The 17,136-nt window shown below is 63.4% G+C and carries 10 protein-coding genes; 6 read left to right on the top strand and 4 right to left on the bottom strand.

Annotation, left to right across the window (positions count from 1 at the left end):
- The first annotated feature begins 48 nt into the window (after nt 1–48).
- The 5 genes from gltB to DWW12_RS00030 all read left to right on the top strand — a co-directional run bounded on the left by gltB (nt 49) and on the right by DWW12_RS00030 (nt 10,242).
- Nucleotides 49–4,737: a glutamate synthase large subunit gene (gene gltB, locus DWW12_RS00050; RefSeq protein ID WP_117854419.1), complete on the top strand. Its 4,689-nt coding sequence runs from the start codon at nt 49–51 to the stop codon at nt 4,735–4,737.
- Entirely contained in the window at nt 4,658–6,142 is a 1,485-nt protein-coding gene (locus DWW12_RS00045; RefSeq protein WP_233544180.1) for a glutamate synthase subunit beta, read from the top strand. Before gltB ends, DWW12_RS00045 begins: the two co-directional genes overlap by 80 nt.
- 370 nt (nt 6,143–6,512) lie before the next feature.
- Complete coding sequence (locus DWW12_RS00040) at nt 6,513–7,220, top strand: hypothetical protein (protein ID WP_117797457.1); 708 nt, start codon at nt 6,513–6,515, stop codon at nt 7,218–7,220.
- 266 nt (nt 7,221–7,486) lie between these two features.
- Nucleotides 7,487–8,575, top strand: coding sequence for a hypothetical protein (locus tag DWW12_RS00035; RefSeq protein ID WP_124786025.1), 1,089 nt, complete (start codon nt 7,487–7,489; stop codon nt 8,573–8,575).
- A gap of 296 nt (nt 8,576–8,871) precedes the next feature.
- Nucleotides 8,872–10,242, top strand: coding sequence for an amidohydrolase family protein (locus DWW12_RS00030; RefSeq protein ID WP_233544178.1), 1,371 nt, complete (start codon nt 8,872–8,874; stop codon nt 10,240–10,242).
- 133 nt (nt 10,243–10,375) lie between these two features.
- Here DWW12_RS00030 and DWW12_RS00025 read toward each other — a convergent pair whose 3' ends face one another.
- From DWW12_RS00025 to DWW12_RS00010, 4 genes are all read right to left on the bottom strand, one after another.
- Entirely contained in the window at nt 10,376–10,849 is a 474-nt protein-coding gene (locus DWW12_RS00025) for a hypothetical protein (RefSeq protein WP_117716904.1), read from the bottom strand.
- 146 nt (nt 10,850–10,995) lie between these two features.
- Nucleotides 10,996–11,268: a metal-sensing transcriptional repressor gene (locus tag DWW12_RS00020; RefSeq protein ID WP_055285698.1), complete on the bottom strand. Its 273-nt coding sequence runs from the start codon at nt 11,266–11,268 to the stop codon at nt 10,996–10,998.
- A 43-nt stretch (nt 11,269–11,311) separates the two neighbouring features.
- A complete protein-coding gene (locus tag DWW12_RS00015; protein ID WP_055310331.1) occupies nt 11,312–11,533 on the bottom strand; it encodes a heavy-metal-associated domain-containing protein in 222 nt (73 codons plus the stop codon).
- Nucleotides 11,534–11,680: 147 nt separating this feature from the next.
- Nucleotides 11,681–14,020, bottom strand: a complete 2,340-nt coding sequence (locus tag DWW12_RS00010) for a cation-translocating P-type ATPase (RefSeq protein WP_117854414.1) — start codon at nt 14,018–14,020, stop codon at nt 11,681–11,683.
- A 560-nt stretch (nt 14,021–14,580) separates the two neighbouring features.
- Here DWW12_RS00010 and DWW12_RS00005 point away from each other — a divergent pair.
- On the top strand, nt 14,581–16,791 hold the full coding sequence (locus DWW12_RS00005) for a DEAD/DEAH box helicase (RefSeq protein WP_117854413.1): 2,211 nt from the start codon (nt 14,581–14,583) through the stop codon (nt 16,789–16,791).
- Nucleotides 16,792–17,136 lie beyond the last annotated feature (345 nt).

The following is a 17,136-nucleotide window of genomic DNA, read 5'->3' as shown; positions in this document are numbered from 1 at the left end:
TACTATGCCTATTCAACTGACTGTCTAAATATCTAGGGGAGGATCGCGATGCAGGCAGATTCCGCTCAGCAGCAGGGCCTTTATCGCCCCGAATTCGACCATGATGCATGTGGCATCGGCGCGCTTGCCGATATCAACGGTGAGCGCCATCACCAGATTCTGGACGACGCACTGTCCATTCTGGTCAACTTGGAGCACCGCGGCGGCACGGGACTCGAGAAGAACACCGGCGACGGCGCCGGCATCCTGTTCCAGGTTCCGCATCACTTTTTTCGCAAAGAAGCTCAAAAGTGCGGTCAGATTCTGCCAGCAGAGGGCGACTATGGCGTGGCCATGCTGTTCTTTCCGCAGGACGACAAGGGCGTAGAGGATGCCCGCCGCGTGTTTGAGGAGGGCTGTGCCGAGGCCGGCGTGCCGCTGCTCTTTTGGCGCGAGGTGCCCGTCGACCCGCACGACCTGGGCGAGACGGCCCGCGCCTGCATGCCCACTATCCTGCAGGCCTTCCTGGGCCGTCCGGACGACACGCCCGCCGGCGATGCCTTTGAGCGTCGCCTGTACGTGTGCCGCCGCACCATCGAAAAGAAGGCCGATGCCGAGTTTGCCCTGCGAGACAAGATCTTCTACGTGTGCTCCATGAGCTCGCGCACCATCGTGTACAAGGGCATGCTGGTCACCACGCAGATGCGCCGCTTCTTCATCGACCTCAACGACGCCGCCGTCAAAACGGCCGTGGCGCTCGTCCACTCGCGCTACTCCACCAACACCACGCCCAGCTGGGAGCGTGCGCACCCCAACCGCTTTATCATCCATAACGGCGAGATCAACACCCTCAAGGGCAACGTCAACTGGATTCGCGCCCGCGAACCCAACCTGTACAGCCCCGTGCTGCAGCACGATCTTGAGCGCGTGATGCCCATCATCAACCGCGAGGGTTCCGACTCCGCGATTCTGGACAACGTGCTCGAATTCTTGGTCATGAACGGTCGCCCGCTCACGCGTGCCGCGTCCATGTTGCTGCCCGAGCCGTGGGACCACAACGATAGCCTGAGTGAGGAGCGCCGCGCCTACGACGCTTACCAGTCCATGCTCATGGAGCCCTGGGACGGCCCGGCGGCCATCGCCTTTACCGACGGTCGCACGCTGGGCGCCGCCCTCGACCGCAACGGCTTGCGCCCCGCCCGCTACTACGTGACGCGCGATGGCCGCTTTATGCTGGCAAGCGAGGTGGGCACCATCGAGGTGAGCCCCGAGAACATCCTGACGAGCGGCTGCCTGGGACCGGGCCAGATGCTCGAGGTCGATTTTGCCCGCGGCCGCGTGATCTACAACGACGAGCTGCGCGCCCGCTATGCCAAGGAGAAGCCCTACCGCGACTGGATTGCCGAGGAGACACTGACCGTCGACGCGCTCGATGAGCCCGCCGCGCCCGTGCCCGCCGAGGATGCCGAGGTGCCCGCCGCCGTGCGCATGGCCAAGCTCGGCTATCACTGGGATGATGTTGACGAGGTCGTGCGCCCCATGGCCCAGCAGGGCAAGGCCCCGCTCGCCTCGATGGGTATCGATGCGCCGTTGGCCTGCCTGTCCAAGAAGACGCGTTCGTTCTTTGACTACTTCTATCAGCTGTTCGCTCAGGTCACGAATCCTCCGATCGATGCCCTGCGCGAGCACATGGTGACTTCGACCACGCTCTACCTGGGCAACCACGGCAACCTGCTCGAGGATTCCCGCACGGCCTGTCAGCTGGTGCGCTTGGAGCGCCCATTGCTCAACGAGGAAGAGTTCGAGCATATCTGTGCCATCGACCGTGTTGGCTTTAAGACCCGTCGTTTCCGTGCCGTCTACCGCCGCGATGCCGGCGAGGGCGCGCTGCAGGCTGCGCTCAAACAGCTTGCCGAGGACGTTGAGGCTGCGGTCCGCGACGGCGTGAACATTGTGGTGTTGAGCGATCGTGCCGCTGCGGGCGAGGTGCCCGTGCCGTCGCTGCTCGCCGTGGGCTGCGTGCACAACCACCTGATCCGCGCCGGCGTTCGTACTTTTGCCGACATCGTGGTGGAGTGCGGTGACGCCGTGTCCCCGCACGACTTTGCGGCACTGGTGGGCTACTCCGCGAGCGGCATCTATCCGTACAACGCACATGCGTGCATCCGCGATCTGGCGGCACGCGGCGACCTGGACGTGACGGCCGAGCAGGGCATCGCCAACTACAACAAGGCTGCGACCGCCGGCATCGTCTCCATCATGTCCAAGATGGGCATCTCCACGGTGCAGAGCTACCATTCGGCGCAGATCTTCGAAGCCGTGGGCTTTACGCCGGAGTTCGTCAACGCGTACTTTGCCGGCACGGTGAGCCGTGTGGGCGGTATGGGTGTCGAGGACGTTGAACGCGAGCAAAACGAGCGCTACGACGCCGCGCTCGCTATCCTTAAGAGCCCGGCTCCCGATCAGCTGCCCACGCTGGGCCTGACCAAGTGGCGCCCGCTCGGCGGCGAGGAACACCTCATCGACCCCCAGACCGTCTACCTGCTGCAGACCGCCTGCCGTGAGGACAGCTACGACACCTTTAAGGAGTACAGCGCCCGCCTGCACCGCACCGGCCGTGCCGTGCGTCTGCGCGACTTGCTCGACTTTGATGCCAGCGGCCGCACGCCGGTTTCGCTCGACGAGGTCGAGCCCGCGCTCAACATCGTCCGCCGCTTTAACACCGGCGCCATGTCGTACGGCTCCATCAGCAAGGAAGCACACGAGTGCATGGCCATCGCCATGAACCGCCTGCACGGCCGTTCCAACTCGGGCGAGGGCGGTGAGGATCCGCGTCGCGAGACCCCGCTGGCTAACGGTGATTCCAAGAACTCCGCGATCAAGCAGGTGGCAAGTGCGCGCTTTGGCGTGACGAGCCGCTACCTGTGCAGCGCCTTCGAGATTCAGATCAAGATGGCCCAGGGCGCCAAGCCCGGCGAGGGTGGCCACCTGCCCGGCAAGAAGGTCTACCCCTGGATTGCCGAGGTCCGTCAGTCCACGCCCGGCATCGGCCTGATCTCGCCTCCGCCGCACCACGACATCTACTCCATCGAGGACCTGGCAGAGCTGATCTTTGACCTTAAGAATGCCAACCCTGGCGCGCGCGTGTCGGTCAAGCTGGTCAGCGAGGCCGGCGTCGGCACCATCGCAACCGGTGTGGCCAAGGGCGCTGCCGACAAGATCTTGATCAGCGGCCACAATGGCGGCTCGGGTGCCGCGGCGCGCGATTCCATTTGGCATGCTGGCCTGCCGCTGGAGCTCGGCCTTGCCGAGGCCCAGCAGACGCTGCTGCAAAACGGCCTGCGCTCCCGCGTGGTGCTCGAGGCCGACGGCAAGCTCATGGACGGCACCGATGTCGCCGTCGCCTGCTTGCTGGGCGCCGAGGAGTTTGGCTTTGCGACCATGCCGCTCATCTCCATGGGTTGCCTCATGCAGCGTGACTGTCAGCAGGATACCTGCCCGGCCGGCATCGCCACGCAAAACTGCCGCCTGCGTCACGGCTTCCGCGGTAAGCCCGAGCACGTTGAGCACTTTATGCTCTTTGTGGCCGAGCAGCTGCGCGAGGTTATGGCGAGCCTGGGCTTCCGCACCGTCGATGAGATGGTTGGCCATCCCGAGTGTTTGTGCCAGATCGAGGTGCCGGGCAACCGCAAGGCTAACCTGCTGGATCTGTCGCCCGTGCTGGCAAGCGCGACCTGCGAGTTCGGTGCCCATATTCCGGGTGCCGACGGTCGCCACTTCCTGCCGCAGATGGCTGCCGACAGCGAGCTCGACAAGACGCTCGACTCCACGTTGTTCGTGCCCTACACGGCCAATGCCCGTGCGCACCTGCGCCCGATTCGTTTCCATGCCGACATCGCCAACGTTAACCGCTGCGTGGGCACCATTCTGGGCAATGCGGTGACCAAGGCGCATCCCGAGGGCCTGCCCGCCGGCTCCATCACCATCGATTGCGATGGTTCGGCCGGTCAGAGCTTTGGCGCCTTCCTGCCGCGCGGCATTACGCTCAACGTGTGCGGCGACGCCAACGACTACTTTGGCAAAGGCCTTTCGGGCGGCGAGGTGTCGGTGCGCCCCAACCCGCATGCGACCTATAAGTTCGACGAAAACATCATCGTGGGCAACGTTGCGTTCTTTGGCGCCACGAGCGGCCGTGGCTTCATCAACGGCCTGGCCGGCCAGCGCTTTGGCGTACGCAACTCCGGTGCCACCGTGGTGGTCGAGGGCTGCGGCAACCATGGCTGCGAGTACATGACGGGCGGTCTGGCGCTTATCCTGGGTGAGGTCGGGCAGAACTTCGCCGCCGGTATGACGGGCGGCGTGGCCTATGTCTTTGACCAGTACGGCACGCTCGATGCCCGCGTGAACCACGAGAGCGTTGAGCTCAAGGCCTCGACGGCCGGCGAGCTGGCACAGATTCGCGAGCTCATCCAGGAGCACGTGGACGCGACGCAGAGCCCGCGCGGCATCAAGCTGCTCTACAGCTTTGAGACGATGAGCAAGCACTTCGTGAAGGTCATTCCGACCGAGTACGAGCGTGTGCTGGCGATTGTCGCCGCCGCCGAGGCCGTCGGCAAGACGCATGCGCAGGCAGAGGAGCTGGCGTTTGACATCGTGACCGGTCGCGCGAGCGCTGCGGATGTCGCTCGCTTCGATGCTGCGGGCGGTGCTGCGGGCGGTGCTGCGGGCGCTGCGTCCCGTGGAGGAGCGCAGTCATGATTTTGATCCCCTGTATGTGGAGCTCGATGACGACGCACGTCGCGCCCAGGCGAGCCGCTGCATGATGTGCGGCGTGGCGTTTTGCCAGATGGGCGCGAGCTTTGGCAAGGCACGTCCGAGCGGCTGCCCGCTGCACAACTTGATTCCCGAGTGGAACGAGCTGGTGTACCGCGGCCGCTGGGATGAGGCTGCCGAGCGCCTGTCGCTCACCTCGCCCATGCCTGAGTTCACGAGCCGCGTGTGCCCGGCACTGTGCGAGGCCGCGTGCAACCTGGGCTCGGTCGACGGCCAACCCACGACGATTCACGATAACGAGCGTGCGATCAGCGACCATGAGTGGGCCAACGGCGGCCCACGTCGCTTTGAGCCGGCAGGGGAGGACGCGCCCTCGGTCGCCGTGGTTGGTTCCGGCCCGGCTGGCCTGGTGGCAGCATGGGAGCTTGCACGTCGCGGTGCCCGCGTGACGGTGTTTGAGCGCGACGACCGCCCCGGCGGCCTACTCATGTACGGCATTCCCAACATGAAGCTCGAGAAGTCTGCGGTCGAGCGTCGTGTGGCGCTCATGCGCGAGCTGGGTATTGTGTTCGAGCTGGGCGCCGACGTGAGCGATCCCAAGGTTACCGCCAGGCTCGACGACTTTGACGCCGCCGTGGTGGCTGCCGGCGCCCGTGCTCCGCGTGGACTTTCGGCTGCGAACATTGATGCCCCGGGCGTGGTGTATGCCGTGGACTACCTGACGGCTTCGACCGTCTCGGTGCTCGATGGCGGCAAGCCCGCGGTGAACGCACGCGGCCTGGACGTCGTGGTCATTGGCGGTGGCGATACCGGCAACGACTGCGTGGGTACCGCCGTGCGTCAGGGCGCGCGCAGCGTGCGCCAGTTTGAGTTCTTGCCGGCTGCGCCCGATAAGCGCGCGGCAGGCAACCCCTGGCCGCAGTGGCCCAACGTGAAGAAGACCGACTACGGCCAGCAGGAGGCTATCGCTGCCATGGGCGGCGAGATGCGCGCTTGGGGCGTGGACACGCTCGAGGTGCTGCTGGACAAGAAGGGCGCGGCTGCGGGTCTGCGCGTGGTCGATCTGGATTGGTCGGCCGGCAAGCCCGAACGCATTGCGGGCTCCGAGCACGAGGTGCCGGCGCAGCTGGTGCTCATCGCCTGTGGCTTTACGGGTCCGGAACACAGCGTGTTCGAAGCTGTCGGCGTGCCCGTTGCCACGGCGGGCCGCCCGCTGCCCGTGATGGCTTCCGAGGGCTCACACCTTGCGGCCCGCGTGGATGGTGTTGCTGCGGATGCCGCGCCGGTGTATGTGGCGGGTGATGCCCGCAACGGCAGCTCGCTCGTGGTGAACGCCATGGCCGATGCCCTGGCCTGCGCAGCCGAAGTCGCCGACGCGCTGGAACTGTAAAGTAGTCACGGAGATACTCAACAATCGAATCGGAAAGGGCTGTCCCTAACTGCCGGCACTCGGGGACACTCCTTGCGGATTTGCGAGCAGTTTGCTCGTTTGTCGACGTACGGATGTTCATTTGTCGACTTCTCGGGCTGTGGTCACCTGTTGTTTCTGTGGTGGCTGCGGGCATCTGGCTCAAAAGGGCGGGTTGGCCGTCTATGTCTACCTGCGGTTTTGTTGCGGTGCGCATTTTCGATCAAGCTTTTCGTCAAGTGTTTGGTCAGTATCTGGTTTGCAGTCGGAGGCCTATTTTGCCCGCGCTGGTCGTGGCTGCCCACCTTCCTCGTAAGCTCAAATTGAGGTCCATCAGTTTGAGGAGGATGCCATGACTGACCACGCTTTTGACCGAGCAGAGCTAGCCGAAGCCGTCGGCAACGATATTGCCGACATGGCTCACTTTTGGATGCTGCGGAAGTTTCAATTCCTGGAGCCGGCGCGCGAACAGTTCGAGATCATTGTCGACCCGTGGCTCAGCTATTGCACTGAGCCTTCGCAAAACGAAATCATGGCCTACAACATGGCGTTTACCGATTGGCTGCTGTTTGAGCGCCCCTATCGCCATGGCAAAACGCTGCTCGAGCTGTATGTTGACGAGCCGCCGGCATCGCTTTCGCCTGCCTCGCTCAAGCGGCTCGAGCAGGTACGCGACACGCAGTATTTCTCGCGCTTTGGCATTTTGGACAAGAATCCTGCGTCCGGCATGGTCGTGCTGAAGGACACGCGCACCGATCATCGCTTTGATGTCTACGATCCGCATATCGTGCAGAAGGAGCACTGGAGTGACGGCGCGATTGCGGTGCGCCTCGCCTGCGTCGACGATGTCTGGCTTACGGCGGGACAGCTCTACCTGTATGACATCGCGCGGCTGAGCGATACGGCGGTCGATGGGCCGGGTGCGGTGCATCCGGAGGACCTGCAGGACGGCTTTGACACCTCGTGCATCAGCTTCTTCTTGCGTCTGGTCCGCGACATCATGGGCGCCCAGGGGCGGTACGTAAAGTCGCTCAACATCTACGAGCAGGAGTGGGGGTAGAGGATGGGCGGTTGTCGCCTGCCTTGCCTTCTGCCCTTTTGTCTCGATCTGTAACGTTTGGGGGCAAAACACCGGTCTACCTGTTACAGATCGAGACGAATGCTTGGGCGCCGCTGGTTTGTCTAAATCTGTAACGTTTAGGGGCCTGGAGAACGTCTAACTGTTACAGATCGAGACGTTTGGCACCTGGCTGGGGGGAATGTCTCAATCTGTAACATCTACAGTCCAAAAATCGTTCTTCTTGTTACAGATCAAGACGTTTGTCGGTGGAGGCAACGGTGACGATGGTCCATTTGTCCGATGTGGTGGTGATGGAAGTGTCTAATACCGTTTTCAAGCACAAGCATACGACTCGCAACACGTTGGCGCGGAATAGGATGCTCGCGCGACTCACGGAGGCGACCGAGCAAGGTGCGCTGCTCGCAACGCATGACAATGCCGAGCTCATGTGGCTGCGGCGTCATGTTGGAACCGACGATATCGCGGAACCCGAGCCGTATTTGTTCTGCTTTCAACATGATTGGGATGCGCTGACGCCGACGGAGCGAGCGCTGCGGGCCATCAAAGGGCTTGCGGAGTTTCATCCCGATTGGGCGTTTTGGGGCTATGACGCGGCACTTTTGTGGGGTCTGGAGGTGCCGAATGATCTGCTTGGGCCACGATATCTTGTTAAGACAGGTTGCTCGGTGCCGCTGAGTGCAGGATGTCGGCTGTTGCGTCCGCAGGCGGCGGGCGCACTTGAACAAGTCGACGGCGTGCAGGTGACGTCGTTTTGGCGCACGGTGGAGGATTGCCTACTGCGTGCACCGTTCTCCTACGGGTTGGCGATTGCCGATTCTGCACTGCGGGCGAAAGGCGTATCACGTGGGGATTTGTGCGAGCGCCTCCGCGCCGATTGCGAGGGCAGGCGAGGGTATCGCAGGGCACAGGTGATTGCGTCGTATGCGGACGGGCTGTCTGAAAACGGCGGCGAGTCTCGGTTCCGAGCATTCTTTATTGCGTACGGCTTTCCGGTTCCGGAGCTGCAGGTGGAGTTTCGCGACCCGCTCGATCCGAGCCAGGTGTTTCGCGTCGACTATTTTTGGCGGCTCGAGGACGGGACGTGTGTCATCGGCGAGCTCGACGGAAAGGGGAAGTACACCTTGCAGAGCGGCGAGGGTCGGGAGTCGGCTGACCCATTCGTGGCAGAGCGTCAGCGGGAATCTCATCTGACAATGCTCGGGCATAAGGTGCTTCGGTTTACGTTTGATGAGCTCAAGAATCCGGGGAAGCTGATCGAGAAAATGAGGCTGGCGGGTATTCCTCGGCAGGTTGAATTGGCTGAGGAGTGGAGATGCCAGTGGTATGGGCGCTGAGAGGTTTTGTCTCGATCTGTAACGTTTAGAGGCTGTTTGAGCTCGTAATTGTTACAGATCGAGACAAGCCGGTGAAACGTCGACCGAATGTCTCGATCTGTAACATCAAGGGGCCTAATAACCCTGTAGCTGTTACAGATCGAGATATTTCCCTGGTGTCGCTGGGGTGGGACTGCAACGTGTTCCGTCTCCCCACATCCCCTCTTCCTTCCGTTAACCGATGCGTCTGCAGCAATCCAGCGGGACTAGGTGATAATGGACAAATGTTCAAGTTAATCGTGAGGGAGGAGCTCGATATGGCATCTGCCGATCGTTCCACGTTGTTTATCAATGCGACCATTCTGGATGGTTCGGAACATATGGAGCCGCAACCCGATATGGCCGTGACTGTTGAGCGCGGCGTCATCACCTGGATGGGGCCGAGTGCTGTGGCGCAGGCGCCTGCAGGTGCCGAGGTTATCGACCTGGGTGGTGCGTATCTCATGCCCGGTCTCATCAATATGCACGTGCACCTGTGCGGCTCGGGCAAGCCTGTCTCGGCCGGCGATGCGGGAGCGCTGATGAAGAAACTCGATAATCCCGTGGGCCGTGCCATCGTCCGCCGCATCCTCAAGGGCAGTGCCCAGCAGCAGCTGGCAAGCGGCGTGACCACGGTGCGCGGCGCGGGCGACCCGTTGTTTGCCGACATTGCCGTGCGCGACGCTATCGACGCTGGCAAGTATCAGGGTCCGCGCCTGGTAGCGCCGGGAACGGGCGTCACGGTGCCGGGCGGCCATGGCGCGGGCTTGTTCGCCCAGGTGGCCAACAGCCCCGTCGAGGCAGCCGAGCAGGTGCGAGACCTGTATGCGCGCGGCGCCGACGTCATTAAGCTGTTCGTAACGGGCGGTGTGTTCGATGCGACCGAGGTGGGCGAGCCGGGCGTGCTGCGTATGCCGGTGGAGGTTGCCGCGGCGGCGTGCAAGGCGGCGCACGAGGTGGGCCTGCCGGCTATGGCTCATGTCGAGAGCACCGAGGGCGTGAAGGCCGCGCTTGAGGCCGGGGTCGACACGATCGAGCACGGTGCCCCGATGACGCCCGAGATCCTGGAGCTGTACCGTGGCGCCGCGGGCACGCAGCTTGAGGATCGTGCGCCCAGCGTTACCTGCACTATCAGCCCGGCGCTGCCGTTTGTGTTGCTCGATCCGGAGAAGGCCCATTCGACTGACACGCAAAAGAAGAACGGCGACATCGTGTGCTCGGGCATTATCGAGAGTGCTCGTGCGGCGCTGGAAGCTGGCGTTAAGGTGGGCCTTGGCACAGATTCGAGCTGCCCGTTCGTGACGCAGTACGACATGTGGCGTGAGGTGGCCTATTTTGCCAAGTACGTGGGCGTGAGCAACGCCTTCGCGCTGCATACGGCTACGCAGGTCAATGCCGAGCTCCTGGGGCTGGGCGGCGAGACCGGTACGATCGAGTGCGGCAAGGCCGCCGATATCCTGGTGACGCGCAAGAATCCGCTCGATGACCTGTGCGCTCTGCGTGAGCCGACGCATGTGATGTGTCGCGGTGATTTGGTACGCAAGCTCAAGGTGAAGCGTATTCCCGAGGTGGACGCCGAGCTCGACGCGATTATGGCCATGCCTGCCGAAGCGCTGGCTGAGGAGCTGGCCCGCGACGGTGTGGCGTAGATGTGACAAAGGGGCAGCTCCGTTGCCGCATACAAAAAGCCGAGGTCTCAACACGAGGCCTCGGCTTTTTTATCGAACAAATACTTAAGATTTGGGACAAACAAACCTGATTAATTTATCCCGCGTGCGGGCGTTAGGAGCGGGTTTCCATCTTGGCGTGGCACTTGGGGCAGGTGACGCGGATCTTGCCTTTGCCCTTGGGGACGGAGAGCATCTGGCCGCAGTTGGGGCACTTGAGGTATGCCGTAGTTTTGCGACCCTTCCACATCTTCTTGGCCGTGCGCTTGGCACGCTCAAAGTCTTCCTTGCTGGTACCGGCCGTGCGCGAGGCGTTGGCAGCCGCGGCGCCGCTACCCAAGCTCGCTACGAACTTGCCCAGGCCGGGGACGTTAGCGGTCGCGGCGACAAAGGCCGCGTTTTCCTTGCGACGTGCGTCGATGTTTTTGGACAGGCCGCGCAGCACGCCAATCACGATTACGGCGATGGCAATCCAGCTGAGCCACTGGATATGGGCTATCGATCCGATCATCGCGATGACGATGCCGACAAAGCCCATAACGATGGTGAGCTCATCGGCGCCATTGCGGCCCTTCATAAAGTCATTCATGCAAATTGCCTTTCGTTCGATATGCTGCACGCCTTTATACCCGATTTAGAGCAAGGGGGACAGGTCAATCTGCACCAAGGTGGTGCAAACATACCTGTCCCCGATGCACCAAGAAGGTGCAAAGCAGTCCGTCCCCAATGCCCCAATTACTTGGAGAGCTTGTCGACGACGCGTTCGATCTCGGCGAGCTTGGCGGCCTTGAGGTCTTCGTCGCCCGATTCGATTGCCGAAGTCACGCAGCCCTCGATATGCGCCTTGAGCACGTCGGCGTTGATGCGCGCAATGAGCGCCTGCGTTGCCATGAGCTGCGTGGAAATATCGACGCAGTAACGGTCCTCATCGACCATCCGCAAGATGCCGTCGATCTGGCCGCGTGCCGTCTTGAGCATGCGGGTTACCGATTTGTGGTCTGCCATCATGGCGGGTCCTCGTTTCTGGTCGGGGGGGGGTACGTGCGGGTCGTTACGCGGCGGTCACCGAAAGGGCGTGGAACTTCTCACCCGCGGCCTCGACAGCGGCGGCGAGCTGCTCGGCGGTCACGGTGTCGGCGCACTCCACCTGGACGGTCTGAGTCTCGTGATCGGCATCGGCGTCGGTCACGCCGGCAACGTTGAGCAACGCCGTCTCGACGGTGGCGTCGCAGTGGCCGCACATGAGGCCGGAAGTCTTGATTGTGTATCGCATCGGTATTCCTCTCTGTTGTGTCGGCTTTCCCAGGCACCCGACCTTGACCTTCAAGCCGTCGCTCGCGTACCAAAGTACGCGTCGCTCCTCTTTCAGGTCAATCTCTGGCACCTGGAAAACCCGTTCTAAATGGACGTAATAGTGAGCCTATTTTGCCACTTTAGGCTTAAAGGTTCGCAGGCGCAGCGCATTGCTTACGACGCACACGCTCGACAGGCTCATGGCCGCGGCGCCAAACATCGGCGAGAGCTGCCATCCGGTGAGCGGGAAGAACACGCCCGCCGCCAGCGGAATGCCGATGCCGTTGTAGAACAGTGCCCAGAACAGGTCCTGCTTGATGTTGCGGATCGTGGCGCGTGAAAGCTCGATGGCTCGGGCGACGTCCATGAGGTCGCTGCGCATGAGTACCACGTCGGCGCCCTCCTTGGCGATGTCGGCGCCGGTGCCGATAGCAAGGCCCACGTCGGCGCGCGCCAGGGCGGGGGAGTCGTTGATGCCGTCGCCCACCATGGCGACCTTGCCGCCCGCATCCTGCAGTTCGCGCACGTGGCGTTCCTTGTCGGCGGGGAGGACGTCGGCGATGACCTGCTCGCTGCTCAGTCCCACGCGGCGGGCGATGGCCTCGGCCGTCACGCGGTTGTCGCCAGTGAGCATGCGCACATCGACGCCGAGCTTGCGGAGCGCGGCGATGGCCTCGGCGCTCGTCTCCTTGACCTCATCAGCCACGGCGATGGTGCCGACAAGCTCGCCGTTCTTGGCAAAGAACAGCGGCGTCTTGCCCTCGGCGGCAAATTGCTCGGCAAGGCCGGCGGGCACCTTCGCGCCCAGCTCGACCATCAGGCGCACGTTGCCGGCAGCGATGACGTTTTGTCCCTCGCGCGCCGTAACGCCTCGTCCAGGCACGGCGGCAAAGTCCTCGACCGTGCGCGCCACGATTCCGCGCGACTCGCACTCGGCCATGATCGCCTCGGCCAGCGGGTGCTCGCTCGAGCGCTCCAGCGCGGCAGCGAGCTTCAGTAACGCCTTTTCACTCATAGCGGGCGAGCCGTCGGCGCGCGCGACAACCACAATGTCGGTCACGGCCGGCTTGCCGCGGGTGACCGTGCCCGTCTTATCGAGCACCACGGTGCCCACGCTGCGCAGGTTCTCCAGCGCCTCAGCGCTCTTAAACAGAATGCCCATCTCGGCGCCCTTGCCGGTGCCCACCATAATGGCGACGGGCGTGGCCAGGCCGAGCGCGCACGGACAGCTGATCACCAGCACGGCGACAGCGGAAGTGAGCGCCTCGTTGATGCTTCCGGTCAGCACCATCCACGCCACAAAAGTTACGGCGGAGATTACAAACACCACGGGCACGAACACGCCGGCGACTTTGTCGGCCATGCGGGCGATGGGCGCCTTGGTGGTGTTGGCGTCCTCGACGAGCTGGATAATCTTGGCGAGCGACGTGTCGGCGCCCACACGCGTGGCGCGGAAGGTAAACGAGCCCGTGCGGTTGACCGTGGCCGCGTTGACGGTGGCACCGGCGGTCTTTTCCACGGGGATGGACTCGCCGGTGAGCGCACTCTCGTCCACGGCCGAGCTGCCCTCGAGCACCACGCCATCGACGGGGATGGACTCTCCGGGGCGTACGCGCAGGACCTGGCCGGGAAGGATGCTGTCGACGTCGACGGTGGTCTCGGTGCCGTCCTCTGCCACGACGGTCGCGCTCTTGGGCGCCAGGTCGATGAGCGCCTCGATGGCGCCGCCGGTCTTGGATTTGCTGCGTGTCTCGAGGTATTTGCCCACGGTGACGAGCGACAGAATCGTGCCCGCGCTCTCAAAATAGAGGTTGTCCATGCCCGTCATCATGGCCTCGTGCACCTGACCTGCGGCTAGCTGGTCGGCCATGATGAACATGGCGTAGAGCGACCAGGCAATGGAAGCGGTGGCGCCGACGGCGATGAGGGCGTCCATGGTGGGCGCGCCGTGCACGAGCGACTTGAAGCCGTTGATAAAGTACGCGTCGTTGACGTAGACGATGGGGATGAGCAAGACGAGCTCGGTGAGGGCGAGCGTCATGCTGTGGGTGTGGTCGGTGAAGACGCCGGGCAGTGGCCAACCGAGCATGTGCCCCATGCCTATGTAGAACAGCGGGATGAGGAAGACGATTGAGACGATGAGGCGGGTGCGCATGGCAGAGGCGGCGGCCTCCAACTTTTTGGTCGGCGACTCCATATGGGCGGCGCCGGACCTGGCTTGCGTACTGCCGCTTTGGGCGGCGTCGGTGCCCGTGCTGACGGGTGAGGCCGAGTAGCCAGCGCGGTCGACGGCGGTGCAGATATCGTCGGGGGAGACCTGCGCAGGGTCGTAGTCCACCAGCATAGAGCCGGCGAGCAGATTGACCGCGACGCTCTCGACGCCGTCGAGCTTGCTCACGGCGCGGTCTACGTGCGCCTGGCAGGCGGCGCACGTCATGCCACCCACATCGAATTTATCTTGAGCCATGGCTTCTCCTTTCTGTAGTTTAGTGTTGGAATTGTTAACCAACCGATACTATACACCCATACCCCCTGGGGGTGTCTAGTAATAGTTGGAATGTATGACTTTTCATTACAGATGAGGGCGGCTGCTCAATCGTTGGCAGTCCCTGCCAAACATCTCAATCTGTAACATCTAGCAGGGAAAATGACCTCTAATTGTTATAGATCGAGATTTTGTTTTGCGAGGTTTGAGTTTGTCTCGATCTATAACAGCTGGACCGGTTTTTGCTGAGTATCTGTTACAGATTGAGACAATCGGTCCAGACCCGCCGCGTCCGCCTCGTCATCTGTGGTTTACGTGGGGGCATACGGAGTACGGGTATACTAACCGGCGGCGAATCTGCTCCATCGCTTAGGGCCGCTGCGTCTGGACGGCGCGTGATAGGGCTGCCAAAGCGATCGCCAGCGTGCTGAGCAACGTCCTCTCTGTGCGCACCTGTTTTTGTATGTATTAGCGCACTACCAAGCACGCCCGCGCGGCCGCATGCCGTGCCCATTGCGCGTGCAGATAAGGAACAACAACATATGCGTAATTCTGTATCCGACGTCACCGACGCCGAGATCCTGGACGAGACCCGCGAGGCCATGACCCAGGCTGCCTTCGATGCCGCCGATGAGGCCAATGCTGCCCAGGCCGTCGAGTCCGCTACCGAGAGCCTGCCCGCCTTTGACGAGCTGGGCCTTTCCGACGAGATGCTTCGTGCCATCGAGAACCTGGGCTACACGGCGCCGACGCCCGTGCAGGCCGGCTCGATCCCTGTGGTGCTCGAAGGCCGCGACCTGCTTGCCGCCGCCCAGACCGGCACCGGCAAGACGGCCGCCTTCTTGCTGCCGACCATGAACAATCTGGAGCACATCGCTCCGCCCAAGCCTGTGCGTGAGCGCGGCGGCCGCAACCGCCGTCGCGGCGCCAAGAAGCCCGAGGGCAACGGCCGTGGCCCTGTGATGCTCGTTATCACCCCCACGCGCGAGCTCGCCCAGCAGATCGACGAGGTCGCGAGCAAGATCGCCGACGTCACCGGCCATGTTGCCGTGACCGTCGTGGGCGGCGTGAGCTACAAGCCCCAGACCGCTGCCCTCAAGTACGGCTGCGACATCCTGGTCGCCACGCCGGGCCGTCTGGTCGATCTGATCGAGCAGGGCGCCTGCCACCTGGACGAGGTCAAGGTGCTGGTGCTCGACGAGGCCGACCGCATGCTCGACATGGGCTTTTTGCCCGCCGTCCGCCGCATTGTGCGCGAGACGCCGGCCGAGCGCCAGACGCTGCTGTTCTCGGCGACGCTCGACGAGGAGGCCGTGGGCGAGATCACCGACCTGGTGAGCGATCCGGCCCGCGTGGAGATCGCGCCCGCCACGTCGACCGCCGATACCGTCGATCAGTTTGTGTTCCCGGTGTCCATCGAGGCCAAGAACAACCTGCTGCCCGAGTTCCTCAAAAAGGAGGGCCCGGAGCGCACCATCGTCTTTATGCGCACCAAGCACCGCGCCGACAGCTGCTGCCGTCGTCTGGAGCGCAAGGGCATCAAGGCCGCCGCGATTCACGGCAACCGCAGCCAGGCCCAGCGTGAGCGCGCGCTTTCTGCCTTCCGTGATGGCACCGTCGACGTGCTGGTGGCGACCGACGTGCTTGCCCGCGGCATCGACATCAGCGATGTGCGCTACGTCGTGAACTTTGACGTGCCGGCCGAGCCGACCGACTACATCCACCGTATTGGCCGTACGGGCCGCGCCGGCGAGCTGGGCTGGGCCATCACGTTTGTGACCGAGCAGGACGTGGACGAGTTCTACGAGATCGAGAAACTCATGGACAAGACCGCCGACATCTACGAGGCCGGCGACCTGCATGTGGGTCCCAACCCGCCCGCGGTTGACCCCGAGCGCGACCCTGCCGCCTTTAAGGTGAAGAAGAAGACCAAGCGCGGCAAGTCCAAGAGCAAGAAGAAGCTCGAGCAGGCGCGTCGCGACGGCAAGCGCAACGGCGACGATTACGGCGATGTGGCCGGTCGTTCCAACCGCGGTCGCGACGAGCGCCGCGGCGACGGCGAGCGTCCGAGCCGTCCCAAGCGCGGCGGGAAGACCCGCGTGCGCGAGGGCGTTCAGGCTCGCGTGGACGAGGCTGTGGAGAGCGTGGCCCGCGAGGTGGCTGCCGAGGAGCGCGCTGGTGCTGGTGCCGCTGAGCAGCCTGCGCGCGGTAACCGTGCCGAGCGTCGTGCTAAGCAGTTCCAGGGCGAGGCGCATCGCCGCCGTCGAGAGGATGAGGATCGCGGTGGCCGTCGTCGTGTCGAGCGCGAGGACGAGGGCCGCGGTTCGCGCGGTGGCAAGCGCGGTGCGGGCGACCGCCGTCGTTCCGGTCGTGATGACGAGCGCGGTGGCCGTGATGAGCGTCGCGGCGGCGAAGGCCGTGGTTCGCGTGACGAGCGCGGCGTCCGTGGCGGCGAGCGTCGCGAGGGTGCTCGTGGCAACGGTGGCCGCAGCGGCGCCGGTCGTTCGAATGAGTCGCGCGATCGTCGCGACCCGCGTGCCAGCCGCGATCGTCGCGATGATTGGCGCAACTACGACGACACCCGCGAGGAGCGCCGTGGCGGCTATCGTGGTGGTCGCGGCGGCAACCAGTCCGGCTCTCGTGGCGGCCGCGCCGGCGGTCGCGATAACCGTGGCAGCTATGGCAATAGTCGTGGCGGCAAGCGCGGTAGCAGCTCCCGCCGCCCCGGTGACGGCGGCGGCAAGCGCAAGTAACACACCCGTCGCGCGGTGAGGCGAGATGAGTTTGGGCCCCGAGCAGATTATGCTCGGGGCCCTTTTTGTTTGCCGTATCCGATCGCTAGTTCAAATGTGATTTCCTCGGGAATGCATCTAGAGGATGCCGTGGGCCTGTTTCCTGCCATGCGGCAATGGGTCCCATGGGGTGCGCCGTGCATTTTTTGGAGTATTCTGTAGTTCGAGTTGTCTGCATATGATTCGACGTCGCCAACGGTGGTCTTCGGATATCCCTAGCGAGCGTTTTGAGCCAGATTTCGCCGTTTTCCGGAGCAGGGAGGTGGCGCGCGCAGACGTGGTGTAAGAGCGTCCCGAGGTCCGTCG

The organism is Collinsella sp. AF14-35 (assembly GCF_003464565.1).
GTDB lineage: Bacteria > Actinomycetota > Coriobacteriia > Coriobacteriales > Coriobacteriaceae > Collinsella.
This window is presented reverse-complemented; position numbering and strand designations above follow the sequence as displayed.